Source organism: Isoptericola variabilis 225 (genome assembly GCF_000215105.1).
Lineage (GTDB): Bacteria > Actinomycetota > Actinomycetes > Actinomycetales > Cellulomonadaceae > Isoptericola > Isoptericola variabilis_A.
The window spans coordinates 2,109,251-2,133,910 of record NC_015588.1 but is presented as its reverse complement, the minus strand read 5'-3'; the positions used below and the strand labels follow the sequence as shown (position 1 = coordinate 2,133,910).

24 protein-coding genes are annotated in these 24,660 nt (G+C 74.3%); 13 read left to right on the top strand and 11 right to left on the bottom strand.

What is annotated here, in order from left to right; translation table 11 throughout:
- From ISOVA_RS09970 to ISOVA_RS09920, 11 genes are all read left to right on the top strand, one after another.
- Positions 1-795, top strand: coding sequence for a 16S rRNA (uracil(1498)-N(3))-methyltransferase (locus ISOVA_RS09970; RefSeq protein WP_013839106.1), 795 nt, complete (start codon positions 1-3; stop codon positions 793-795).
- Positions 796-823: 28 nt separating this feature from the next.
- Entirely contained in the window at positions 824-1,174 is a 351-nt protein-coding gene (locus ISOVA_RS09965) for an HIT domain-containing protein (protein ID WP_013839105.1), read from the top strand.
- A 127-nt stretch (positions 1,175-1,301) separates the two neighbouring features.
- Positions 1,302-2,360: a PhoH family protein gene (locus ISOVA_RS09960; protein WP_013839104.1), complete on the top strand. Its 1,059-nt coding sequence runs from the start codon at positions 1,302-1,304 to the stop codon at positions 2,358-2,360.
- The gene (gene ybeY, locus ISOVA_RS09955; protein ID WP_013839103.1) at positions 2,357-2,809 is read left to right on the top strand and encodes an rRNA maturation RNase YbeY; all 453 of its coding nucleotides are present in this window, start codon (positions 2,357-2,359) and stop codon (positions 2,807-2,809) included. The genes ISOVA_RS09960 and ybeY overlap by 4 nt, the downstream gene beginning before the upstream one ends.
- The gene (locus ISOVA_RS09950; protein WP_013839102.1) at positions 2,806-4,134 is read left to right on the top strand and encodes a hemolysin family protein; all 1,329 of its coding nucleotides are present in this window, start codon (positions 2,806-2,808) and stop codon (positions 4,132-4,134) included. The genes ybeY and ISOVA_RS09950 overlap by 4 nt, the downstream gene beginning before the upstream one ends.
- Positions 4,131-5,096, top strand: a complete 966-nt coding sequence (era, locus tag ISOVA_RS09945) for a GTPase Era (RefSeq protein ID WP_013839101.1) — start codon at positions 4,131-4,133, stop codon at positions 5,094-5,096. Before ISOVA_RS09950 ends, era begins: the two co-directional genes overlap by 4 nt.
- 19 nt (positions 5,097-5,115) lie before the next feature.
- Entirely contained in the window at positions 5,116-6,768 is a 1,653-nt protein-coding gene (locus ISOVA_RS09940; RefSeq protein WP_013839100.1) for an alpha/beta hydrolase family protein, read from the top strand.
- 104 nt (positions 6,769-6,872) lie between these two features.
- Entirely contained in the window at positions 6,873-8,711 is a 1,839-nt protein-coding gene (locus ISOVA_RS15550; RefSeq protein ID WP_013839099.1) for a DUF7937 domain-containing protein, read from the top strand.
- Between the two features lie 205 nt (positions 8,712-8,916).
- Positions 8,917-10,719: a 2-isopropylmalate synthase gene (gene leuA, locus ISOVA_RS09930; protein WP_013839098.1), complete on the top strand. Its 1,803-nt coding sequence runs from the start codon at positions 8,917-8,919 to the stop codon at positions 10,717-10,719.
- Between the two features lie 191 nt (positions 10,720-10,910).
- A complete protein-coding gene (gene recO / locus ISOVA_RS09925) occupies positions 10,911-11,645 on the top strand; it encodes a DNA repair protein RecO (protein ID WP_013839097.1) in 735 nt (244 codons plus the stop codon).
- A complete protein-coding gene (locus ISOVA_RS09920) occupies positions 11,645-12,448 on the top strand; it encodes an isoprenyl transferase (RefSeq protein ID WP_013839096.1) in 804 nt (267 codons plus the stop codon). The genes recO and ISOVA_RS09920 overlap by 1 nt, the downstream gene beginning before the upstream one ends.
- An 82-nt stretch (positions 12,449-12,530) precedes the next feature.
- Here the strand turns inward: ISOVA_RS09920 and ISOVA_RS09915 are convergent, their stop codons facing one another.
- From ISOVA_RS09915 to ISOVA_RS09875, 9 genes are all read right to left on the bottom strand, one after another.
- On the bottom strand, positions 12,531-13,589 hold the full coding sequence (locus ISOVA_RS09915) for an ABC transporter substrate-binding protein (RefSeq protein WP_013839095.1): 1,059 nt from the start codon (positions 13,587-13,589) through the stop codon (positions 12,531-12,533).
- A 159-nt stretch (positions 13,590-13,748) separates the two neighbouring features.
- The gene (locus ISOVA_RS09910; protein ID WP_013839094.1) at positions 13,749-14,630 is read right to left on the bottom strand and encodes an ABC transporter ATP-binding protein; all 882 of its coding nucleotides are present in this window, start codon (positions 14,628-14,630) and stop codon (positions 13,749-13,751) included.
- Entirely contained in the window at positions 14,627-15,697 is a 1,071-nt protein-coding gene (locus tag ISOVA_RS09905) for a FecCD family ABC transporter permease (RefSeq protein ID WP_013839093.1), read from the bottom strand. The genes ISOVA_RS09910 and ISOVA_RS09905 overlap by 4 nt, the downstream gene beginning before the upstream one ends.
- Before the next feature lies 1 nt (position 15,698).
- Positions 15,699-16,733 (bottom strand): FecCD family ABC transporter permease, encoded by a 1,035-nt coding sequence (locus ISOVA_RS09900; RefSeq protein WP_013839092.1) that lies wholly within the window; start codon positions 16,731-16,733, stop codon positions 15,699-15,701.
- A 93-nt stretch (positions 16,734-16,826) separates the two neighbouring features.
- Positions 16,827-17,363 (bottom strand): DedA family protein, encoded by a 537-nt coding sequence (locus ISOVA_RS09895; RefSeq protein ID WP_013839091.1) that lies wholly within the window; start codon positions 17,361-17,363, stop codon positions 16,827-16,829.
- Positions 17,330-17,737, bottom strand: a complete 408-nt coding sequence (locus tag ISOVA_RS09890; protein WP_013839090.1) for a Fur family transcriptional regulator — start codon at positions 17,735-17,737, stop codon at positions 17,330-17,332. Before ISOVA_RS09890 ends, ISOVA_RS09895 begins: the two co-directional genes overlap by 34 nt.
- Positions 17,734-18,675, bottom strand: a complete 942-nt coding sequence (locus ISOVA_RS09885) for a metal ABC transporter permease (RefSeq protein ID WP_081474909.1) — start codon at positions 18,673-18,675, stop codon at positions 17,734-17,736. Before ISOVA_RS09885 ends, ISOVA_RS09890 begins: the two co-directional genes overlap by 4 nt.
- A 23-nt stretch (positions 18,676-18,698) precedes the next feature.
- Complete coding sequence (locus ISOVA_RS09880; RefSeq protein ID WP_013839088.1) at positions 18,699-19,550, bottom strand: metal ABC transporter ATP-binding protein; 852 nt, start codon at positions 19,548-19,550, stop codon at positions 18,699-18,701.
- Positions 19,547-20,563, bottom strand: a complete 1,017-nt coding sequence (locus tag ISOVA_RS09875) for a metal ABC transporter substrate-binding protein (RefSeq protein ID WP_013839087.1) — start codon at positions 20,561-20,563, stop codon at positions 19,547-19,549. Before ISOVA_RS09875 ends, ISOVA_RS09880 begins: the two co-directional genes overlap by 4 nt.
- Positions 20,564-20,697: 134 nt before the next feature.
- Here ISOVA_RS09875 and ISOVA_RS09870 point away from each other — a divergent pair, with 134 nt between their 5' ends.
- Positions 20,698-22,089 (top strand): glycine--tRNA ligase, encoded by a 1,392-nt coding sequence (locus ISOVA_RS09870; protein ID WP_013839086.1) that lies wholly within the window; start codon positions 20,698-20,700, stop codon positions 22,087-22,089.
- Positions 22,090-22,165: 76 nt separating this feature from the next.
- Here the strand turns inward: ISOVA_RS09870 and ISOVA_RS16770 are convergent, their stop codons facing one another.
- Together ISOVA_RS16770 and ISOVA_RS09860 are read right to left on the bottom strand one after the other, a co-directional pair.
- A complete protein-coding gene (locus ISOVA_RS16770; RefSeq protein ID WP_013839085.1) occupies positions 22,166-22,315 on the bottom strand; it encodes a hypothetical protein in 150 nt (49 codons plus the stop codon).
- Between the two features lie 79 nt (positions 22,316-22,394).
- On the bottom strand, positions 22,395-23,330 hold the full coding sequence (locus ISOVA_RS09860) for a LysR family transcriptional regulator (RefSeq protein WP_013839084.1): 936 nt from the start codon (positions 23,328-23,330) through the stop codon (positions 22,395-22,397).
- Between the two features lie 134 nt (positions 23,331-23,464).
- Here ISOVA_RS09860 and ISOVA_RS09855 point away from each other — a divergent pair, with 134 nt between their 5' ends.
- Positions 23,465-24,649 (top strand): NAD(P)/FAD-dependent oxidoreductase, encoded by a 1,185-nt coding sequence (locus ISOVA_RS09855; protein WP_013839083.1) that lies wholly within the window; start codon positions 23,465-23,467, stop codon positions 24,647-24,649.
- Positions 24,650-24,660: the final 11 nt, after the last annotated feature.

Below are 24,660 nucleotides of genomic sequence, written 5' to 3'. Positions count from 1 at the left end.
GTGAGCGCGCCGGTCTTCCTCGCCGAGGGCGGCGGGCTCGCCGACGTCGCGCCGGGCGACGCGTACCTGCTCGACGGGACCGAGGGGCGGCACGCCGGCGTCGTGCAGCGGCGCGGCCCGGGCGAGCGGCTCGACGTCGTCGACGGCGCGGGCGTGCGGCTGCGCTGCGTCGTCGAGCAGGTCACCGGCGACGGCGTGCAGCTGCGCGTCGCGGAGGTGGTGCGCGAGCCGGCGCCCGGCGTCGTGCTCACGCTCGTCCAGGCGCTCGCCAAGGGTGACCGCGACGAGCTCGCCGTCGAGGCCGCGGTCGAGGTCGGCGTGGACGCCGTGGTGCCGTGGCAGGCCGAGCGGTCGATCGTCGTGTGGCGCGGGCCGCGGGCGGCCAAGTCGCACGCCCGCTGGGTCGCGACGGTGCGCGCCGCGGTCAAGCAGGCGCGGCGCGCGTGGGTGCCGCCGGTCGCCGAGCCCGTCACGACCAAGCAGCTCGCCGTCCGGACGCGCGACGTCGTCGCGGCCGGGGGAGCCGTCGTCGTGCTGCACGAGGAGGCGCAGACGCCGCTGGGCGCGGTCGTCCTGCCAGGCGTGGTCGACAGGGACGCCGGCGGCGACGCGGGAGCGGCGCCCGAGCTGCTCGTCGTCGTCGGGCCCGAGGGAGGCATCTCCGACGCCGAGCTCGCGCTGTTGATCGACGCCGGCGCCGTCGCCGCCCGGCTCGGCCCGCACGTGCTGCGCACGTCGACCGCCGGACCCGTCGCGGTCGCGCTGCTCAGCGAGCGGCTCGGCCGCTGGGCGTGAGCGCGGGCCGATCGGTAGCGTGGCGCCCATGAACTCCGAGCAGGACGACTGCCTCTTCTGCAAGATCGTCGCCGGACAGCTCCCGGCCGACGTCGTGGCGCGCTCGGAGCGCGTCATCGCCTTCCGCGACATCGACCCGCAGGCCCCGGTGCACGTGCTCGTGGTGCCGAAGGAGCACCACGGCGACGTGTCGGTCCTCGCGGCCGCGGACCCGCAGCTGCTCGCCGAGGTCGTGGAGGTCGCCGACCAGGTCGCGCACGACCTGGCCGACGGCCAGTACCGGTTCATCTTCAACAGCGGCCCGCGTGCGGGGCAGAGCGTGTTCCACGTGCACGGTCACGTCATCGCGGGCAAGCAGCTCGGCTGGTCGCCCGCCTGAGCCGCGGCGTGCGGTGCGCCGACGGCGAATCCGCGTGCCGTGCGCGGGACCTGCTCGATAGACTCGGACCCAGGCCCCACCGGCCCTCGCCCGTCATCCGAAGGAGTGCATCGGCGCCAGCCGGCCCATGACATCCACACCCAGCACGCGCTCCACCGAGCGTTCGACAGAGCACCGCATCGTGGTGCCGCCGCACGTGCCCATGGTCGCCCTGCTCGGCAGCCGGGACTCCGTGCTGCGGGCCGTCGAGGACGGGTTCCCCGGCGTGGACGTCCACGCACGCGGCAACGAGATCGTCGTGAGCGGGCCGGCGGGCGACGTCGCCCTCGTGTCCCGGCTGCTCGACGAGCTCGTCGAGGTCGTCGAGTCGGGCACGCAGCTCACGCCCGACGTCGTGACCCGGTCGGTCAAGATGCTCACCGCGGCGTCCGCGCAGCGTCCCGCCGAGGTGCTGACCTTCAACATCCTGTCCAACCGCGGGCGCACCATCCGGCCGAAGACGGTCGGCCAGAAGCGCTACGTCGACGCGATCGACGCCAACACCATCACGTTCGGCATCGGCCCCGCAGGGACGGGCAAGACGTACCTCGCCATGGCCAAGGCCGTGCAGGCGCTGCAGTCCAAGCAGGTCAACCGGATCATCCTCACGCGCCCGGCCGTCGAGGCCGGCGAGAAGCTCGGCTACCTGCCGGGCTCGCTCACCGAGAAGATCGACCCGTACCTGCGCCCGCTGTACGACGCGCTGCACGACATGATGGACCCCGACGCGATCCCCAAGCTCATCGAGGCGGGGACGATCGAGGTCGCGCCCCTGGCGTTCATGCGCGGCCGCTCGCTCAACGACTCGTTCATCATCCTCGACGAGGCGCAGAACACCTCGACCGAGCAGATGAAGATGTTCCTCACGCGCCTCGGCTTCGGCTCCAAGATGGTCATCACGGGCGACGCGACGCAGGTCGACCTGCCGGGCGGCACGACGTCGGGCCTGCGCGTCGTCGAGGACATCCTCATGGGCGTCGACGACGTCGAGTTCTGCCGCCTGACGTCGTCCGACGTCGTGCGCCACCGGCTCGTGAGCGACATCATCGACGCGTACGCGCGGTGGGACGTCGCCCGCCCGCAGGACGGCCGCGACCGGCAGGACCGCCGCGGCCAGGGCCGCCGCGACCGGGAGGCGCGCGGGTGAGCATCGAGGTCAACAACGAGACCGGGTTCGACGTCGACGAGGCGGAGTTCGCGGCGCTCGCCCGCTTCGTGCTCGACACGCTGCACGTGCACCCGCAGAGCGAGCTGTCGATCCTCTTCGTCGACACCCAGGCCATGAGCGAGCTGCACCAGCAGTGGATGGACGAGCCCGGGCCCACCGACGTGCTGTCCTTCCCCATGGACGAGCTGCGCCCCGGCCGCGACGGCGAGGTCACCCCGCCCGGCACGCTCGGCGACGTCGTGCTTTGCCCGGAGGTCGCGGTCGAGCAGGCCAAGGTCGCCGGCCACTCGACCGTCGAGGAGCTCCTGCTGCTCACCACGCACGGCATCCTGCACCTCCTCGGCTACGACCACGCCGAGCCGGAGGAGGAGAAGGAGATGTTCGGCCTGCAGCGCAAGCTGCTGCTCACGTTCCTCGCCGGGCGATGAACGTCCCCGACCCGCTGCTCGCCCTCGTCGCGCTCGTCTGCCTGGCCCTGGCCGGGATGCTGTCCGCCGGCGAGGCCGCCGTCCTGCGCGTGACGCGGGCCTCGCTCGCCGACGCGCGCGCCGAGGCCGAGGCCGACGACGACCGTCCCGAGCAGGCGCGCGTCGCGCGCGTGCGGCGCGTGCGACGCGCCCAGGCGCTCGCGGTCGACCCGACGGCCGCCGTCGCGTCGTTCGCGCTCGTGCGCGTGTTCGCGCAGACCGTCGCGCTCGCCGCGGCGACGCTGCTGCTCGCCGACTGGTTCGACGAGTGGTGGCGCGTCCTCGCCGCGGCCGCCGTGGTCGGGCTCGTCGCGGGCATCGTCTTCGTGCGGCTCAGCCCGCGCGCGCTCGGCTTCCGTAGCCCGGTGCGCGTCCTGCTCTCGCTCGCCGGCCCGCTCACCGCCGTGCACAGGCTCGCCGCGTGGCTCACCCGCCGCTCGGCCGCGCGCGCCCCCGACGCCACGGCGTCGGAGGAGGAGCTGCGCGCGATGGCGGACCGGGTGCGCGAGAACGAGGCCATCGAGGCCGAGGACCGCGAGCTCATCCGGTCCGTGTTCGAGCTCGGCGGCACCCTCGCGCGCGAGGTCATGGTGCCCCGCACGGACATGGTCACGGCCGACGCCGCGACACCGCTGCGCAAGGTCATGCGGCTCTTCCTCAAGTCGGGCTACTCGCGCGTGCCCGTCGTCGGGGCGTCGGTCGACGACCTGCTCGGCGTCGCCTACCTCAAGGACGTCGCCCGCGTGCTCGAGAACGACCCGGACGCCGGCGACAGGCCGGTGTCCGAGGTCGCGCGCCCGCCGGTGTTCGTGCCCGAGTCGAAGCCGGTCGACGACCTGCTGCGCCAGATGCAGGCCTCGCGGTCGCACATCGCCATCGTCGTCGACGAGTACGGCGGCACGGCCGGGCTGGTCACGGTCGAGGACGTCATCGAGGAGCTCGTCGGGGAGCTCACCGACGAGCACGACGTCGTCCAGGTCGCCGAGCCGGAGGCCCTCGGCGACGGCACGTTCCGCGTGCCGGCGCGGATGCCGGTCGACGAGCTCGGCGAGCTCTTCGACCTGCGCCTCGACGACGACGACGTCGACACCGCGGGCGGGCTCCTCGCCAAGGCGATCGGCAAGGTGCCGCTCGTCGGCTCGACCGCCGACGTGGGCGGCCTGCGCCTCGTCGGCGAGCGCGTCGAGGGCCGCCGCAAGCAGCTCGCCACGATCCTCGTCAGCAGGACCGCCACCGAAGCAGCGGACGACGCCGTCGTGCCGCCGGACCAGAGGGAACACGCATGAGCACCACCGACAGCCCCGACGCACCCGTCCACCGCTCCGGCTTCGCCTGCCTCGTCGGGCGCCCGAACGTCGGCAAGTCGACGCTGACCAACGCCCTGGTGGGGGAGAAGGTCGCCATCATGTCGGCGCGCCCGCAGACGACGCGGCACACCATCCGCGGGATCGTGCACCGCGAGGACGCGCAGCTGGTGCTCGTGGACACGCCCGGGCTGCACCGCCCGCGCACGCTGCTGGGCGAGCGGCTCAACGAGCTGGTCAAGGAGACGCTCGGCGAGGTCGACGTCGTCGCGTTCTGCCTGCCGGCCGACCAGAAGATCGGCCCGGGCGACCGGTTCATCATGAACCAGCTCGCGCCCCTCATGGAGGGTCGGCGAGCGGTGCCGGTGGTCGCCGTCGTGACGAAGGCGGACCTGGTGGACCGGGGACGCCTCGCCGAGCACCTCATCGCCGTCGACCAGCTCGCGCGGTCGGTCGACCGCGACTTCTCGGCGATCGTCCCGGTCTCGGCCCGCGACGGCTACCAGGTCGACGAGCTGACCGAGGTCCTCGTCGCGCACCTGCCCGAGGGGCCCGATCTCTACCCGGGCGGCGAGCTCACCGACGAGCCGGAGCAGGTCATGGTCGCCGAGCTCGTGCGCGAAGCGGCGCTCGAGGGCGTGCGCGACGAGCTGCCGCACTCGCTCGCCGTCGTCGTCGAGGAGATCGTCGAGCGTGAGGGCACGGGCGAGCCGTCCGCGGGCCGCCCGCCCATGCTGGACGTGCGGGTCAACCTCTTCGTCGAGCGCGAGTCCCAGAAGGCGATCGTCATCGGCCGCGGCGGCTCACGCCTGCGCGAGGTCGGCACGACGGCGCGGCGCGGCATCGAGCGGCTGCTCGGCACGCGCGTGTACCTCGACCTGCACGTCAAGGTCGCCAAGGACTGGCAGCGCGACCCGAAGCAGCTGCAGCGGCTCGGGTTCTGAGCGCCGGTAGCATCCCTCCGTGGTCTTCCGGACGATTGCGACCAGCGCCGCGCTGCTGGTCTCGCTCGCGGTGGTGGGAGCCGTCGCGGGTCCCCAGTGGAACCCGGTCCCCGTGGCGGACCACCTGCAGCCCGCGACGTCGGACACCGCGATCCGCGGGGTCGACGCCGGGCGTGCCGCCGAGATCGGGTCCGTGGGCGAGCACGAGGTGCGGGAGACCGTCCTGACGGTGCCGCTCGACGGCACCGAGGTGGACGCGCTGCTGCGCCAGCCGCTCGACGACCGCGGCGATCCGCTCCCCGGGACGCCCGGGGTCGTGTTCGTCCACGGGGCGGGCACCGGGCGGTTCGCCGAGGCGTTCACCGACATCGCGAGCGCGCTCGCGAGCGCGGGCGTCACGACGCTCGTCCCCGACAAGCGCCTCGACACCTACTCCACGCGCGAGCGGGACTACGTCGCCATGGCCGCGGACTACGCCCGCTCCGTCGACGTCCTGCGCGCCGTCGAGGGGGTCGACCCGGCGCGTGTCGGCGTGTACGGGGAGTCGGAGGGCACGTGGATCGTGCCCGTCATGCAGGCCGAGGACCCGCGGGTCGCGTTCACGATCCTCGTCTCGGCCCCCGTCGTCCCCCCGCGCGAGCAGGCCGCGTTCGCGGTCGACAACTACCTGCGCAACACCGGCGTGCCCGAGCAGGTCTTCCGCGCGATCCCGCGCGCCGTCGGAATGCAGCTGCCCGGCGGCGGCTTCGACTACGTCGACTTCGACGTGCGCCCCTGGCTCGAGCGGCAGACCGCGCCCGTCCTCGTCGTCTACGGCACCGCGGACCCCTCGATGCCGGTCGAGCAGGGCGCGCGCCGGATCATCGCGGACACCGCCGTGCGCGGCGACGACGCGCCCGTGACGGTCCGGTACTACGCGGGCGCCAACCACGGGATCAAGGTCAGCGACGAGACCGCGGACGGCGTCCGGGTGCAGCGGCTGCACCCCGACTTCGCCGACGACGTCGCCACGTGGGTCCAGGGTCTGCCCGGCACGGCGACCGCACCGCCGCGCATCGCGGGCGACACGCCGAACCAGCTCTACCTCGCCGGACCGGTCCCGCAGCCGCGGTGGTGGGGCAACGGCGACATCGTGCTCGGTGCCGTGGCCGCCGGCGCGGGGCTCATCGTGCTCGGCCCGCTCGTGTGGGCCGCGCACGCGCTCGTGCGCCGGGCCGTGATGCGGCGGTCGGCCGCGCCCGCGCCGCGGCTCGCGCCCGGCCTGCGCCGCGCGCTGCTCGTCCTCGGGGCGGGCTCGGCCGCGACGACGGTCGCGCTCGTCGTCTACCTGCTGACCGTGGCGCGCCTCGCGCTCGACTACCAGCGCGACGACCTCGTGGTGCAGGGCGGCTGGGTCGGCGTGCGCCTGCTCGGCGTGGTCACCGCCGTCGCGGGCGCCGTCGTCGTGCTGCGCGTGATCGACGCACGTGCGGCGCGCCGGGCGGCGCGGGCACCGGCGATCGCGTCGGTCGTGGCGGCCGGCGGCGACGTGCCCGACGCCGTCGCCCGCCGCGCCGCGTTCGGGGTGGCGCGCGGGTGGCCCGCGCACCTGACGTTCTGGTGCGTGGTCGTCGGGGCGGTGATCCTCCTCCTCATGCTCGCGTACTGGGGCGTGTACCAGCTGGGCATCTGACGGGGTGTGACGAACGCGGGAGCACCCCGCCCGACGTACGGTGGCGGGATCGGGTAGAAACGATGCGGGCCGTCCGGCCCACCCGACCTTCAGGAGGCAGCACGATGAACGACGCCGCACCGACCGTCCCACGGGACCGCGCACCGTTCGCGGGCGTGGCCGCGCGCGACGTCGTGCGGGACGTCCTCGCGGTCATGGCGCTCCTCGTCGCGCTCCCCCTGCCGTGGGACGCCGCGCACCGCGGGACCGACCGGCTCGAGGTCGTGCTCGCCACGTTCCTCGCGCTCGCGACGCTCGCCGCCCCGTACGCGCTGCGGAGCGGGATGCTGCCCGCGACGTGGGAGCGGTTCACGACCGCGCGCGCCCGCGTCCTCGGCTGCGCGCCGTACGCGGTCGTCGTCGCCGTCTACCTCGTGCTCGACCTCGTGCGCCCGGGCGACGACTCCGGCGGCGTGGGCGCCGGGCTCGCGCTCGGGCTCGCCGGCGTGGCGCTCGGCGCCGCGCCGCGCTGGCCGCACGCGCTCACCGCGGCCACGGCCGTGGTCGGCGGGCTGTCGCTCGCCTCGCCGCTGCTCTCCGCGGTCGACGGCGCCGCCGGCGCCACGGTCATCGGGTCGGTGCTCAACCTCGTCCTCGTCGCGGGCGTGCTGTGGCTCACGGCGGTCGCGCTGCTGCGCGGTGACCTCGTCGGTGGCCTCGTGCTGCTCGGCGTGGGGGCGGCGGTCGCGCTCGAGCTCGCGACGCTCGGCGGCGGGTCCGAGCGTCCGTGGCTCGAGAGCGCGCACGCCGAGCGCATCGGCCTCGTCCTGCTGCCCGTCGTCGCCGCGTTCGCCGTGCCGCGCGTGCTCGACGCCGCTCGCCCCGCGTTCGCGCGACCCGAGGGGAACGCCGGGCTGTGGGTCGCCGTGGCCGTGCGCCTGCTCGACCTCGTGATCCTCGTCGCGGCGTTCGTCGCGCTCGTCGCGCTGGTGCGCATCGTCGCCGACGGCATGCGCACGGTCGCCGAGGGCGTGGCCGTCAACCTCGTCCTGCGCATCGTCGTCGGCGTCCTCATGGCGCTCGTGGCCGTCCTGGCGCGACGCGCGCTCGTGCGCGACCCGCGCGGCGGCCACACCACCGCCGTCGGGGCGGCGTGCGTGCTCGTGGTGCTGGGCCTCGTCATCGTCGTTGCCCGCTCCGGCGTGGGCACGCGGTCGAACGTCGAGGAGCTGCTCGTCACGTTCGGGCTGCCCGCGATGGTCCTGGCCGTGCTGCTCGTGCCGCCGTCGGTGCGCGAGCTCGTGAGCGCCGGCGCGGCCCCGGTGTCGGGCGAGCGGCGCGTGACCGCGGCCGCTGCCGCCGTGGGCGCCGACGGCTCGGCGGCGTCCGCACCCTCCGCGCAGGGCGAGCAGCCCGCCGCGTGGCACGCGCAGGGCCCGTCCGGCCCGGACACCGCACCCGCGTCGGCCTGGCGCGGCGCGTGGGCGCCCGCCGACGAGACGCAGTCGCTGCCGCCGGTCGGGGCGGTCCAGGAGGCGCCCGCCGAGCGGACGCAGGCCATGCCGCCCGTGAGCGGTCCGTATCCGCAGGCACACCACGAGCAGCCGTACGAGCCCCAACCGTACGAGCCGCAGCCGGGCTACGGTGCGTGGCCGGGCTACGAGCCGGAGCCGGGGTACCCGCAGGCCGGCGGCCGCGACCGCGAGCCGGGCCCCGCCGTCGGGCAGGACGCCGACGCGACCCAGGCCCTGCCGCCCGTGGCCGACGTCCCGGGCTCCCGGTGGACGGCCGCCCAGGCGCTCGACCCGACGACGCCGCTCGCCGACCTCGCGCTCATCGTGCAGGAGGCGCCGCACCTGCGCCCGCACGTCGCGGCCAACCCGTCGACGTACCCCGCGCTGCTCGACTGGCTCGGCGCGCTCGGCGACCCCGCCGTCGACGCCGCGCTGCGCTCCCGCCGCTGACGCCGAGGCAGGGCGAGGCGCGCTCCGTCGCGGGGCGTGGACGGGCAGGGTGACGTGCGGCACACAGGGTGTACGGTGTGTCTGTGCACAGCACGGTGATCCTTCTCCTTCGCTGCCGCGGCGAGGCCTGATCCGAGGCCGGTTCCTCGCCGCGGTGGACACTGGTGCGCCGGCCGACACCGAGCCCCACCCGAAGGACGACCCGATGCAGAACCAGGTACCCCCTGCGACGACCCCTGCCCCGACCGGCATCGCGGCCACGAACCCGCAGCGCCCGTCCGGGATGCCCTACCACCGCTACGTGCCGTTCCACGAGCAGATCACCGTCGACCTGCCCGACCGCACGTGGCCCGACAAGCGGATCACGAAGGCGCCGCGCTGGTGCGCGGTCGACCTCCGCGACGGCAACCAGGCCCTCATCGAGCCGATGAACGCCGAGCGCAAGCTGCGGATGTTCGAGCTGCTCGTGCAGATGGGCTACAAGGAGATCGAGGTCGGCTTCCCGTCGGCCTCCCAGACGGACTTCGACTTCGTCCGGCTGCTCATCGAGTCGGGCCGGATCCCCGACGACGTGGTCATCCAGGTCCTGACGCAGTGCCGCGACCACCTCATCGAGCGCACGTACGACGCGATCCGCGGCGCCAAGCAGGCGATCGTGCACATCTACAACTCGACGTCGATCCTCCAGCGCGAGGTCGTGTTCCGCAGCGACATGGACGGCATCGTCGACATCGCCGTGCAGGCCGCGCGCCTGTGCCGCAAGCTCGAGGAGACCGTCCCCGAGACGACCGTGTACTACGAGTACTCGCCCGAGTCGTACACCGGCACGGAGCTCGAGTTCGCCGCGCGCATCTGCAACGAGGTGCTCGAGGTGCTGGAGCCGACGGCGGAGCGCCCGGTCATCGTCAACCTGCCGGCCACGGTCGAGATGGCGACGCCCAACGTGTACGCCGACTCGATCGAGTGGATGAACCGCCACCTGGCGTACCGCGAGCACGTCGTGCTGTCGCTGCACCCGCACAACGACCGGGGCACCGCGGTCGCCGCGGCCGAGCTCGGCTACCAGGCCGGTGCCGACCGCATCGAGGGCTGCCTGTTCGGCAACGGCGAGCGCACGGGCAACGTCGACCTGGTGACGCTCGGGATGAACCTGTTCAGCCAGGGCATCGACCCGCAGATCGACTTCACCGTCGGCGGCGGCATCGACCAGATCCGGCGCACGGTCGAGTACTGCAACCAGCTGCCCGTGCACGAGCGGCACCCGTACGTGGGCGACCTCGTCTTCACCGCGTTCTCGGGCTCGCACCAGGACGCGATCAAGAAGGGCTTCGAGCACATGGAGGCCCGCGCCCAGCGTGAGGCCAAGCCGGTCGACGAGCTGACCTGGGCCGTGCCGTACCTGCCGATCGACCCCAAGGACGTGGGCCGCACCTACGAGGCCGTCATCCGCGTCAACAGCCAGTCCGGCAAGGGCGGCGTGTCGTACCTGCTCAAGACCGAGCACAGCCTGGACCTGCCGCGCCGCCTGCAGATCGAGTTCTCCGGCGTGGTGCAGCGCCACACCGACGCGCAGGGCACCGAGGTCACGGGCGCGGACATCTGGCGGATGTTCACCGACGAGTACCTGCCGGTCGAGCCGGGCAACCCGGCCGGGCTCGAGCCGTGGGGCCGCCTGCGCCTGCGCGAGACGCGCACCACGGCGGCCGAGGACGGCACGACGACGCTGTCGGTCGACGTGGTGGACCGCGGCGAGGAGCACACGCTCACGGGCCAGGGCAACGGTCCGGTCGCGGCGTTCGTCGACGCGATCCGCCACGTGGGCATCGACGTCCAGGTCCTCGACTACGCCGAGCACGCGCTGAGCGAGGGCGGGGACGCGACGGCGGCCGCCTATGTCGAGTGCGCCGTCGGCGACCAGGTGCTCTGGGGCGTGGGGATCGACCCGTCGATCACCACCGCGTCGCTGCGTGCCATCGTCTCGGCGGTCAACCGCGCCGCACGCGCCTGACGCCTTCCGCTCTCCTCTCGCGAGTTGTCAGGGCCAGGCCCGGGTATACCCAGGCCTGGTCCTGACAACGTCCGGCGCCCCGGAGTTGTCAGGCTCACGCCGTGGAATACCCGGGCGTGAGCCTGACAACTCGCGGGGGGAGGAGAGAGCGGCTGCGCCGCGGTGTCGGTCGGACCTGGGACAATGGGCGGGTGCCCCTGTACCGAGACGACGCGATCGTCCTGCGCACCCAGAAGCTGGGCGAGGCGGACCGCATCGTCACGTTCCTCACGCGCGAGCACGGCAAGGTCCGGGCCGTCGGCCGGGGCGTGCGCCGCACGTCGTCGCGCTTCGGGGCGCGTCTCGAGCCGTTCATGGCCGTGGACGTGCAGCTGCACACGGGCCGCAACCTCGACACGGTGACGCAGGTCGAGACGGTCGGCCCGTACGCGGGCGCGATCTGCGCCGACTACGGGCTCTACACGGCGGGCGCCGCGATGCTCGAGGCGGCCGACCGCCTCGTGGCGGCCGAGCACGAGCCCGCCGTCCAGCAGTACTGGCTGCTCGCGGGCGGCGTGCGGGCGCTCGCCGAGCGGGCGCACTCGCCGGGCCTCGTGCTCGACTCCTACCTGCTGCGCGCGCTCGCCGTCGCCGGCTGGGCGCCGTCGTTCACGGACTGCGCCCGGTGCGCGGAGCCGGGCCCGCATCGCAACTTCTCCGTCGCGCAGGGCGGTGCGGTGTGCGGCCGCTGCCGCCCGCCGGGTTCGACGTCGCCCGCCCCGGAGACTTTCGAGCTGCTCGCCGCCCTGCTCGTGGGCGACTGGGAGGTCGCCGACGGGTCGGAGGCGCGCCACCGCCGGGAGGCCTCGGGGCTCGTCGCGGCGTACTCGCAGTACTACCTCGAGCGCACGCTGCGCTCCCTGCGGATGATCGAGAGAGAGGCCTGATGCCGCCCCGCACCTACGCCGAGCCGTACCCTCACCCATCGGGCGCGACGCCGCCGGACATCCCCGCCGAGTTCGTGCCGAACCACGTCGCGATCGTCATGGACGGCAACGGCCGGTGGGCCAACGCGCGCGGCCTGCCGCGCGTCGAGGGGCACAAGCAGGGGGAGAAGTCGCTGCTCGACGTCGTCGCGGGCGCCGTGCAGATCGGCGTCAAGCACGTCTCGGCGTACGCCTTCAGCACCGAGAACTGGAAGCGGTCGCCCGACGAGGTGCGCTTCCTCATGAACTTCAACCGCGACGTCATCCGGCGCCGCCGTGACGAGATGGCCTCGTGGGGCGTGCGCATCCGCTGGGCGGGGCGCAAGCCGCGCCTGTGGGGATCGGTCGTCAAGGAGCTGCAGATCGCCGAGGAGATGACGCGCGACAACGACCGCTGCACCCTCACGATGTGCGTCAACTACGGCGGGCGGGCCGAGCTCGCCGACGCCGCGGCGGCCATCGCGCGCGACGCCGTCGCGGGCCGGCTCAACCCCGAGCGGATCACCGAGAAGACGATCCAGCGCTACCTCGACGAGCCCGACCTGCCCGACGTCGACCTGTTCCTGCGCTCCTCGGGCGAGCAGCGCACGTCGAACTTCATGATCTGGCAGGCCGCGTACGCGGAGATGGTGTTCCTGCCGGAGCCGTGGCCCGACGTCGACCGCCGGCACCTGTGGCGCGCCGTCGAGGAGTACGCGCGACGCGACCGTCGCTACGGCGGCGCGGTCGACGGCGTCGCGCGCTCGTCCGAGAACGCGAGATAGCGATCCGTCGTCGAGGTAGCGACCCGCCGTCACGGCGGGTCGCTACCTCGACGACGGATCGCTATCTCGCGTCAGAGGGAGGTCAGCCGAGGACCTCGGCCAGCGAGTCGACGAGCGCCGGCATGCCGTCGGGCCACGTCACCGACAGGGCCGTGGGCGGCGAGACGGCAGACACCGGCACCTGGCCGACCTGCTGGACGACCTTGCCGTCCGCGACGGCGGGCAGCGCCTGCAGCTCGGGCTTGGTCGGCAGCTCGGCGGCCTGCTCCTCGGTGTAGGTGTAGGAGACGATGACGTCGCTCTCGAGCTTGTCGAGCTCCTCGTAGGACAGCGTGTAGAAGAACGAGCCGTCGCCGGGCGAGAGCTCGCTCACCGCGGGCGCGATCTCGAGGCCCAGGCCCTCGAGGAAGCCGGCGCGCGGGTCGACCGAGTCGTACACGTAGACGAGGCCCTCGGAGGGCGAGTCGACGATCGCGGCGAACGTGACGCCCTCGAACTCGGGGTGCGCGGCGGCCTCGTCGGCGAGGTACTGCTCGATGTCGGCCACGACCTGCTCACCGGCGGCGCTGCGGCCCAGGGAGTCGGCCGTGATCGTGATGATGTCGTCCCACTCGGTCTGCCACGGGGCCTCCGGGTACGCGACGACGGGCGCGATCTCGCTGAGCAGGTCGTACTGCTCCTGCGTGAGGCCCGAGTACGGGGCGACGATGAGGTCGGGCGCGACCTCGACGAACTCCTCGTAGGGGACGGTGGCGCCGCCCTCGGGGTCGCTGAGGATCACGGGGTGCTCGACGCCGGCCTCGTCGTAGGCCTCCTCGACCCACGGCAGGAGCGCGTCCTCGCCGACGGTCCACACCTGCTCGGCGACCGCGACGGGGTAGACGCCCGCGGCGACCGCGGCCTCGGTGGAGCCCCAGCCCCAGGTGGCGACGCGCTCGGGCTCCGCCTCGACGACCGTCTCGCCGAAGGCGTGCTCGATCGTGATCGGGAACTCGTCGGTGGCGCCGCCCGCGGCGCCGGACGTCTCCTCGGGCGAGGCGTCGGCGGAGCCGGGCTCGGACGACGAGGCGCAGCCTGCCAGGGTCAGGGCGGTCGCTGCGGCGAGGCCGACGACGGTGGTGAGAGAACGGCGAAGACGCACGGGATCTCCTCGGTGGGCTCACGAATTGTGAGGCGGAACATGAAGGTGAGGGAAGCCTAACCTCACTACGGCGCGGTGTGGACCCCCGTCCGGCTGCCGGACGGCGCCGTGCCGGTGATCCTGCTCACACGGTCGCCCGGGGCTCGCGCGTGGTGCGCCTCAGGCGCGGCGGTGCCGCCCCACGGGGACCACGAGCGGCGTCCCGGACACCGGGTCCGGCACGACGCGGGACTCGAGCCCGAACGCGCCGAGCACGGCGTCCTCGGTGAGCACGCGCGACGGCTCGCCCTGCCCGACGACGCGCCCGGCGCTCATGACGACGAGGTGGTCGGCGTAGCGGGCCGCGAGGTTGAGCTCGTGCAGCACCATGACGACGGTCGTGCCGCGCTCGTGGTTGAGGTCGCGCAGGAGGTCGAGCAGCTCGACCTGGTGCGCCACGTCGAGGTACGTCGTCGGCTCGTCGAGAAGCACGACGTCGGTCTCCTGCGCGAGCACCATCGCGATCCAGACGCGCTGGCGCTGGCCGCCGGAGAGCTCGGCGACCGGACGGTCGGCGAGGTCGGCCGTGCCCGTGGCCTCGAGCGCACGCATGACGACGGCGTCGTCGTCGCTGCGGTGCCGGCCGAACCATCCCTGGTGCGGGTACCGGCCGCGGCCCACGAGCTCGGCGACCCGGACGCCGTCGGGTGCGACGGACGACTGCGGGAGCACGCCGACGACCTTGGCGAGCTCCTTGCGCGACATCCCGGTGACGTCGCGGTCGCCGAGGGTCACGCGGCCGGAGGTGAGGGGGTGCAGCCGTGCCAGGCCGCGCAGCAGCGTCGACTTGCCGCACGCGTTGGGGCCCACGATGGCCGTCACGCGGCCCGCCGGAAGCTCGAGGTCGAGGTCCTCGATGACGCGGCGGCCGTCGTAGCCGATGCTCACGCCGTGCGCGCGCAGCGGGGCGCCCTGCGGCGCCCCGGCGGCCGGCACGCCGACGGGCTCGCCGGTCGAGGGCAGGGTCGCGACGGGGGCGGGGGAGGTGCGGACGTCCGTCATGCCTGGGACTTCCTTCCGTGGGTGGCCAGGAGCCACAGCAGGTAGGGCGCACCGACGAGACCGGTGACGATGCCGGTGGGGGCGGAGACGCCGAAGAACAGCCCGTGCTGCCCCGCGACGTCGGCCGCCAGGACGAGCGCGGCGCCCGTGAGCGCGGACGCGGTGAGCGCGGGGCCGCCGTCGTCGACGAGCCGGCGCGCGATGGCGGGCGCCACGAGCGCGACGAACGCGAGCGGCCCGACGAACGACGTCGCGAGCGCGACGAGCCCGACGGCGAGCAGCAGGGAGCCGACGCGCGCGAGGTCGACCGGGACGCCGAGCCCGCGCGCGTGGTCGTCGCCGAGCGCGAGCGGTCCCTGCCAGCGCCCGACGACCGTCGCGACCGCGGCGAGGGCGACGAACCCGGCGGCGAGCGTGCCGAGTTGGGTGCCGCGCACGTCGGCGACCGACCCGACGGTCCACAGCAGCGCCGACTGCGCCTCGCGCACCTCGGCGTTCGCGAGCAGCCACGCGAGGAGCGACGAGCACAGGTAGGCGAACCCGACGCCGACGAGCACGAAGCGGATCGAGTGCAGGCCCTGGCGCCACGCGAAGAACCAGATGCAGAACGCGACGGCGAGCGCCCCGAGGAACGCGGCACCCGAGACGGCGAACCCGGTGAGCCCCGCGACGAGCAGCGCCCACACCGCGCCGAGCGACGCGCCGCTCGCGATGCCGAGGATGTCGGGGCTCGCGAGCGGGTTGCGCAGCGTCGACTGGAACAGCGCGCCGGCCAGGCCGAACGAGGCGCCGGCGAGGACGGCCGCCTCGATGCGCGGGAGCCGCAGGCGCTGGACGATGAACGTCTCCTGCGGGTCGCCGAGGCCGAGCAGCGCGAGGAGCGCGCGGGGAGCCGGCAGCGACGCCGCGCCGAGCGTGAGCGCGAGCGTGGCGAGCGCCACGAGCAGGGCCGCGAGCGTCACCAGCACCAGCGCGAGCCGGCGTCGACGGCGCGCCCGGAGCGCGGCGACGGGCGTGGTGGCGGGCACCGGCGCGGGGGCGGGCGTGCCGGGGAGGGTCGTCGTCATCTCACACCCCCGCCACGGTCCGGCCGCGGGCCACGGCGACGAGCACCGGGGCGCCGAGCGCGGCGGCGACGACGCCGGCCTCGAGCTCCGAGTGCGGCAGGATCAGGCGGCCGATGACGTCGGCGCCGAGCAGCATCACCGGCCCGAGCAGCGCCGAGAGCGCCACGACCCAGCGGTAGTCCGTACCGACGAGGCGGCGGGCGGCGTGTGGCACGGCGAGCCCGACGAGCGCGATGGGCCCGGCGAGCGCGGTGGCCGTGCCGGCGAGCAGGACGATCGTGGCCCCGGCCAGGGCGCGCGTGACGCCGACGCGCTGGCCCAGCGCCCGCGCGACGTCGTCGCCGAGCGCGAGCATGTTGAGCCGGTGCGCGAGCGTGCCGGCGAGCACCACGCCGACCAGCAGGAACGGCCACAGCCGCTCGATCGTCTCGAGCCCGCGCCCCGTGAGCGAGCCGACGGCCCAGAAGCGGTACATGTTGAACGCCGTCGGGTCGCGCAGCAGCACGATCGTGATGAGCGGCGTGATGAGCGCCGTGACGGTCGCGCCGACGAGCGCGAGCTTGACCGGCTGCCCGGCGCCGATCGAGAACACGAGCGCCGCCGCCACGGCCGCGCCGAGGAACGCGAACCAGACGAAGCCGAGGGGCGAGGTCACGCCGAGGAGCCACACCGCGCAGACGACCGCGAGCGACGCGCCCGCGTTGAGCCCCAGCAGGCCCGGGTCGGCGATCGGGTTGCGCGTCACGCCCTGGATCAGGGTGCCGGCCACGCCGAGCGCGAGGCCCGCGGCCAGGCCGATGAGCGTGCGGGGCACGCGCTGCCCCCGCACGACCTGGTGGTCGACGTCGCCCGTCACCGGGGCGGTCAGCGCCTGCCACACCGTGGCCGGGTCCAGGTCGCGCACGCCGAGCACGAGGCTGGCCACCGCGACGAGCGCGAGCACCGCGAGCGCCGTCAGGCAGGCGGCGAGACGGCGGCGCGCACGCCGGGCGACGAGGTCCGCCGGGCGCGACGGGGTGGCGAGCGCAGCGGTCATGGCAGGGCCCGACCTCCATGATGTGAGGTAAGCATTGCCTAAGTCTGACACAGGCCACCGGGTGCGTGCCGAGACGTCCGTCACACGGCGGGATCAGGCGTCGCGCAGTGCCTCGCGCCGTCGTCGGGCGCGGACCGCGGCCCACGCGAGCGACGCGACGAGCCCCGCCCCGAGGACGGCGAGCGTCAGCGGCGAGCGGGCCGCCAGGGCGACGGCGCCGTTGACCGCGGCCGTGCCGACCGTCGTCCAGATCGCCGCCCACGCCGCGCACCCGACGAGGAGGGCCGCCAGGTAGCGGGGGTACGGCATGCGCAGGTAGCCGGCGGCGAGGTTGACGACGGTCTGGATGCCGACGGTGAAGAACGACAGCGTGACCGCGGGCGGGCCCCAGCGGTGGACGCGCTCGACCCACGCGACCGCGCGGGGCGAGGACAACCGCTCGGCCAGGCGCGTGCGGGCCGTGCCGCGCGCGACGCCGCGCCCGGCCCAGTAGGTGGCCTGCGCCCGCACGAGCACGATGCCGAAGGCGGCCAGGTAGACGACCCAGTACGGCACGCCCGCGATGGTGAAGACGCCGGCCTCGCCGGCCGCCGCGGTCAGCTCTCCCGGCACGTCGAGCAGGTCCCCCACAGCTCGATGGTGTGCTCGATGTCGTCGAAGCCGTGGGTCGCGCCGACCTGGGTGGCCCACGCCTCGACCGTCGGGCCGTCGATCTCGACGGTGCGTCCGCACGAGCGGCACACGAGGTGGTGGTGGTGCTCGCGGCGGGCGCAGCGGCGGTACAGCGACTCGCCGTCCTCGGCCCGCAGCACGTCGACCTCGCCGCCCTCGGCGAGGGTCTGCAGCGTGCGGTACACGGTCGCGAGGCCGACGCTGTCGCCGCGGCTGCGCAGCAGCTCGTGGAGCTGCTGGGCCGAGCGGAACTCGTCGGTGTCGCCGAGCACCTCGGCGACGGCCGCGCGCTGGCGGGTCATGCGCGTGGGCGTGGTCCGGGTGTCGCTCATCCGACGCACTCCTCGTCGCTGCCGGCCGCGCTCGTGGCGGACGCGCCGGCGGTGGGTCGGCCCGCGACGCGCACGTCGTCGGGGATGTCCGGGTGGGGGTCGCCCGCGGGGCGGCGGCGCGCGACGAGCGGGCGCAGGAGGGCCACCGCGGCGTACACGCCGATCGCGAGCACGACGATCGTCGCCCCGGGAGACACGTCGTTCCAGTAGGTGATGCTCAGGCCCACGAGGCACACGGTCACGCCCACGACGGACGCGACGAGCATCGTGCGGCGGAACGAGTGCGTCACGAGCTGCCCGACCGCGACGGGCACGATCATGAGGGCGCTGACGAGCAGCAGCCCGACGACGCGCATCGCCACCGTGACGGTCAGGGCCGCCACGACCGCGACGGCCATGTTGAGCGCCCAGACGGGCAGGCCCGACGCCGTCGCGAACTCCTCGTCGTGGCTCACCGAGAACAGCGCGGCGCGCAGCCCGAGGCCGACGAGCAGGATGACCGCGCACAGCACGACCGTGAGCAGCAGGTCGGTCGACGTCACGGTCGAGATCGAGCCGAACAGATACGCCATGAGGTTGCCCGACGAGCCGCCCGCGAGCCCGATGAGCAGGACGCCGCCGGCGATGCCGCCGTAGAACATGATCGCGAGCGCCAGGTCGCCCGACGTGCGGCCGCGGCGTCGGACGACCTCGATGAGGACCGAGCCGGCGATCGCGGCGACGACGGCGCCGGGGACGGCGAGCGCGTCGGTGGGGGCGAGGCCCATGGCGGCGCCGATCATCCAGCCGAGCGCGACGCCGGTGAGCGCCACGTGCCCGATGCCGTCGCCGAGCAGCGACAGCCGCCGCTGGACCAGGTAGGTGCCGACGATCGGCGCGCTCACCCCGACGAGCAGCGCGGCGAGCAGGGCCCGCCGCATCAGCGGGTCGCCGAGCATGTAGCCCAGCTCCTCGATCACGGTCACGGGCGGGCCTCCGTGCCGGGGGCGCCCGGCACGGCGCCGGGGATCGGCCCGCTCGCGAGGCCGTGCTCGCCGGTCAGGTGCGCCGGCTCGTGCGGGTGGACGTGCTCGTGCCCGACGGCGTCGTGGCCGCCGTGCGGGCGCGGGGGAGCGCCGTCGTGCACGACGCGGCCGTGGCGCAGGACGACGCAGCGGGTGACGAGCGGTGCGAGCTCGCCGAGCTCGTGCAGGACGACGAGCACGGTGAGGCCCTCGTCGACGAGCCGGGCCATGGTCGCCGCGAACGCCTCCTGGCTCGGGCGGTCGACTCCGGCCACGGGCTCGTCGAGCACAAGCAGCTCGGGCTCGCGCACGAGGGCGCGCGCGATGAGCACGCGCTGCTGCTGCCCGCCCGACAGGCGGCTCGTGGCGTCGTGGGCGCGGTCGGCGAGCCCGACGAGCTCGAGCGCGTGGTGCACGCGCGCGCGCCAGCCGCGGGGCAGGCGCAGGCGCCGGCCGTGCAGCAGGCCCGACGCGACGACCTCGGCCGCGGTCGAGGGGACGGTGGTGGCGGCGCTCACGCGCTGGGGGACGTAGCCGACGTCGCCCCAGGGCACGGTGTTGCCGAGCGGGTGCCCGAGCACGCGCACGGTGCCGGCCGACGGCGGGATGACGCCGACGAGCGTGCGCACGAGCGTCGACTTGCCCGAGCCGTTGGCGCCCAGGAGCGCGACGACCTCTCCGCGCGCGACCGTCAGGTCGACGCCGCGCAGGATGTGGCTCGCCCCGAGGTGCACGTGCACGCCGGCGGCCTCGACGGCCGGCGCGGAGGCCGTCGTCGAGGCCGACGGTGCTGTGGCGACCGAGGTCACGAGCAGCTCAGTCCTTCCTGGAGGGCGGCGAGGTTGGCCCGCATGACCGACTCGTAGTCCTCGCCGGACGCGGTCGCGTCGTCGGAGAGGCCCTCGAGCGGGTCGAGCGTGTCGGCCGCGACGCCGAGGTCGTTCGCGAGGGTCTCGGCGACCTTCGGGCTGGTGAGGGTCTCGGTGAAGATCGTCTCGACACCGTGCGACTCGACGATAGCGCCGATCTGGCGCAGGCGGGCCGGCGACGGCTCGGACTCGGGGTCGATCGAGATGCCGACCTGCTCGAGCCCGTACCGCTCGGCGAGGTAGCCGAACGCGGTGTGCGCGGTGACGAGGGTGGCGCCGTGGCACTGCTCGAGACCGGCGGCGAGCTCGTCGTCGAGGGCGGTCAGGCGCTGCTCGAGCGCGTCGGCGTTCGCCGCGTAGGTGTCGGCGTTGTCCGGGTCGGCCGCAGCGAGCTGCTCGGCGACCGCGTGCGCGACCGGGATCATCCGGCTCGGGTCGAGCCAGAAGTGCGGGTCGAGCGTGCCGTGGTCGTGGCCGTCGCCCTCCTCGTGGGCGTGCTCGCCCTCGGCGTGCTCGTCCTCGGCGTGCGCGCCGTCCGCGGCGTGCGCGCCGTCCGCGGCGTGCTCGACGCTGCCCGGGTTCTCCTCGAGCTCGACGACGTCGGCCGCGTCGACCACGTGCTCGGGCGCGCGGGAGGTGACGGCCTCGTCGACGGCGGGCTGGAAGCCCGTGAGGTAGACGACGAGGTCGGCCTCGCCGACGCGCCGCACCTGGGCGGGCGAGAGCTCGAGGTCGTGCGGCTCGGACGCGGGAGGCGTGAGGTTGGAGACCGAGACGAGGTCCCCGCCGACGTGCTCGGCGACGTACTGCAGCGGGTAGAACGAGGCGAGGACCTGGACGCCGTCGTCGGTCCCTCCGGACCCACCGCCCGACGCCGACGGGCCCGCGCAGCCGGCGAGGGCGACGGGCAGGACGAGCAGGGGCGCGGAGAGGAGCGCGCGACGACGTGGCATGAGAACGATTCTCAGTCCTCATGAGAACGGATGTCAAAGCGCGTGCCGGTAGGCTGGGCGACTGGCGCCGCCCGGCGCCCAACTCTTCATGCTCCGCAGGAGCCACCTGCGGGCCCGACATCCTGGAGTGATCCGTGGCAGCACCGTCCGCGACCGCCAAGCTCGACGCCGTCGTCTCCCTCGCCAAGCGGCGGGGATTCGTCTTCCAGTCCGGCGAGATCTACGGCGGAACCCGGTCCGCGTGGGACTACGGGCCCCTCGGCGTCGAGCTCAAGGAGAACATCAAGCAGCAGTGGTGGAAGGCCATGACGCGTCGCGACGACGTCGTCGGCCTCGACTCCTCGGTCATCCTGCCGCGCGAGGTGTGGGTGGCCTCGGGCCACGTGGGCGAGTTCACCGACCCGCTGACCGAGTGCCTGAGCTGCCACCGGCGGTTCCGCGAGGACCAGATGATCGAGGAGTTCGCCGAGCGCAAGGGCCGCGAGCCCGAGGGCGGCCTGGCCGTGATCGCCTGCCCGCACTGCGGCACGGTGGGGCAGTGGACCGAGCCGCGCGACTTCAACATGATGCTCAAGACCTACCTCGGCCCGGTCGAGGACGAGTCGGGCCTGCACTACCTGCGCCCCGAGACGGCGCAGGGCATCTTCGTGAACTTCGCCAACGTGGCGTCGGTCGCGCGCAAGAAGCCGCCGTTCGGCATCGCGCAGATCGGCAAGTCGTTCCGCAACGAGATCACGCCGGGCAACTTCATCTTCCGCACGCGCGAGTTCGAGCAGATGGAGATGGAGTTCTTCGTCGAGCCGGGCACCGACGCCGAGTGGCACCAGTACTGGATCGACACGCGCATGGCCTGGTACACGGGCCTGGGCATCTCCCCGGAGAACCTGCGCCTGTACGAGCACCCGCAGGAGAAGCTGTCGCACTACTCGACCCGCACGGTCGACATCGAGTACCGCTTCGGCTTCACGGGCTCGGAGTGGGGCGAGCTCGAGGGCATCGCGAACCGCACGGACTTCGACCTGTCGACGCACGCGAAGCACTCGGGCAAGGACCTGATGTATCGCGACCCGGTGTCGAACGAGAAGTACTACCCGTACGTCATCGAGCCGGCGGCGGGCCTGACGCGCTCGCTCATGGCGTTCCTCGTCGAGGCGTACGCCGAGGACGAGGCGCCGAACACCAAGGGCGGCGTCGACAAGCGCACGGTGCTGCGCCTCGACGAGCGGCTCGCGCCGGTCAAGGCCGCCGTGCTGCCGCTGTCCAAGTCGGCCGAGCTGCTGCCGACGTCGGAGAAGCTCGCCGCCGAGCTGCGCCAGCACTGGAACGTCGACTACGACGTCACGCAGGCGATCGGCAAGCGGTACCGCCGCCAGGACGAGATCGGCACGCCGTACTGCGTGACGGTCGACTTCGACACGCTCACCGACCAGGCGGTGACGATCCGCCACCGCGACACGATGGCCCAGGACCGCGTGGCGCTCGACCAGGTCGCGGGCTACCTCGCGCAGCGTCTCGTCGGCGCCTGACCCGGAACGGTCGCGGACGCGCGCAGGGCCCGGTCGTCGTCGACCGGGCCCTGCGTCGTCCTGCCGTGCGGGTGCGCTAGGTGCGACTGCGCCCGACGAGGCCGAGGATCAGGCTGACCACCAGCACGATCACGCCGATCCAGATGAGGAACTGGCCGATGTCCGTCGCGATCCCGAGGATCACGAGGACCACGCCGACCAGGATGAGGATGAGCCACGCTGGCACGTCGACCTCCTTCGTCGTCGCGACGCTCGGTAGCACCGCGTTGGGTTCGACCCTGCCGCGCCCGGCGCGTGCTCGCACGTCAGACGGGTGATCGCGTCGCCTCGGCCGTGCTGACGACCTGCTCGATGACCTCCGCGACGGCGGCGACCGCGGGGCGCCGTGGCGCCGACATCGGCTCGAGCAGCACGATTTCTCGCTCGACGACGTCGCGCAGCGCGCTCGTGCGCAGGTCATCCCCCGGGCGGATGCCGCGCATGAGCGGTGTCGCGAGCGCCACGCCGAGCCCCTGCGCGACGAGCGCGAGCGTCGTCGAGGTGTCGTTGACCTCGTGGGCGGGGCGCGGCTCGAAGCCCGCGGTGCGGCACGCGCCGCGCACGGCGGCGCCGTAGTGCGTCGGCATGGGCGGCAGGATCCATGGCACGTCGGCCGCGTCCGCGAGGTCCATGAGGTCCGGCAGGCCCGACGACGGCGCGGAGAGCAGCGCGAACCGCTCGGCCCGCAGCGGGCGCAGCGTCGTGCCGGGGATGCGGGGGATCGGGGCGCCCGGGTAGTCGAGGCCCAGCCCGAGGTCGACGTCGCCCCGCCGCACCGCGGCCGCGACGTCGTCGACCGTGAGCTCGTAGCCGGCCAGCACGACGCCCGGGTGGGACGCCGACAGCGCCGTGACGAGACGGGGCAGGAGCCCCGCCGCGACGGTCGCGAACGTGCCGAGTCGTACCGTGCCCGCGGCCCCGTGCGTGGCCGCGCGGGCCGCCGCGACCGCGTCGCGCTGCGCGGCGAGCAGCGCCTCGGCCCGGCCGGCGAGCGCGAGGCCGGCCTCGGTGAGCACGACGCCGCGCCCGTGCTGGCGCACGAGGTCGGCCCCGACCGCGCGGGCGAGCGCCGCGAGCTGCTGCGACACCGCGCCCGTGGTGTACCCGAGGGCCGCGGCGGCAGCCGTCATGGTGCGGTGCTCGGCCAGCGCGGCGAGCGCGCGCAGCCCTGACCACGGCAGGTCTCGCGGGGACGGGTCCATGCTTACCACCGTATAGCAGTGCTCAACGGTGACGCCGAGGTTCTTTCGATGGTGCTCCACACTCCGTGCGCGCAAGGATGCTGTCAGAAAAGTGATGGGCTCCGGCCCACCAGGGTTCTGACACGGGAGGTTCGGTGGGGCGAGAGACGCTGCCGCTGCCGGCGCACGCCGAGGTGGTCGTCGTCGGCGGGGGCGTCATGGGCGCCTCGGTCGCGTTCCACCTCGCCGAGGACGGCGCCGACGTGCTGCTGCTCGAGGCGGGCGGCCTCGCGTGCGGCAGCTCCGGCAAGCCCATCGGCGGCGTGCGCGCCCAGTTCTCCGACCCGGCCAACGTCGACCTCGGACTGCGCAGCCTCGAGCTCTACGAGGACTTCGCGCGCCACCCCGGCGCCGACATCGGGCTCGAGCAGCCCGGCTACCTCTTCGCGCTGCCGACCGACGCCGACGTCGCGCTGTTCCGCGAGTCCGTCGCCATGCAGAACGCGCGCGGCGTCGAAAGCCGGATCGTCGACGTCGCCGAGGCCCGCCGCCTCAACCCGTACCTCGACGCCTCCCGCTACGTCGCCGCCGCCTATGCGCCGCGCGACGGCTGGGCGCGGCCCGCCGCCGTCGTCGAGGGCTACGTCGCCGCGGCCGAGCGGCTCGGCGCGCGCGTGCGCACGCACGCCGCGGTGACGGGCGTCGGACGGTCGGCCGGCCGGTTCGACGTCGTCACGACGCGCGGGCGCACCGTGGCGGACGCGCTCGTCGTCTGCGCCGGAGCCTGGTCGCGCCGGCTCGGAGGCATGGTCGGCGTGGACCTGCCCGTCGACCCGGTCAAGCGGCAGATCGCCTTCACCGCCCCGCTCGACCCGGCGCCCCCGCGCCTCCCGTTCACGATCGACTTCGGCACCACGTTCTACGTCCACAACGCCGACGAGCCCGGCACCCTGCTGCTCGGCGTCGCCGACCCGGCCACGCCCGTCGCGTTCGACACGACCTACGACCCGGCGTGGGAGCCGTTCCTGCGCGACGTCGCGCGCCGCGCCACGCCCGCGCTCGCGGACGCGCCGCTCGTGGGCGGCTGGGCCGGCCTGTACGAGATGACGCCCGACCACGACGCGCTCGTCGGCGAGACGGCGTCCGACGGCGGGCGGGTGCTCTACGCGTGCGGCTTCTCGGGCCACGGGTTCCTCCAGGCGCCCGCGGTGGGGGAGGCCGTCGCCGACCTGTACGCCGGGCGAGCGGGCACCCCCGCCGCGCGCGGCGTCGACGTGGCCGCGTTCGACGCCGGGCGGTTCGCCGCCCACGTCCGGCGCACCGAGGCCAACATCATCTGAGAAGGCGGGCC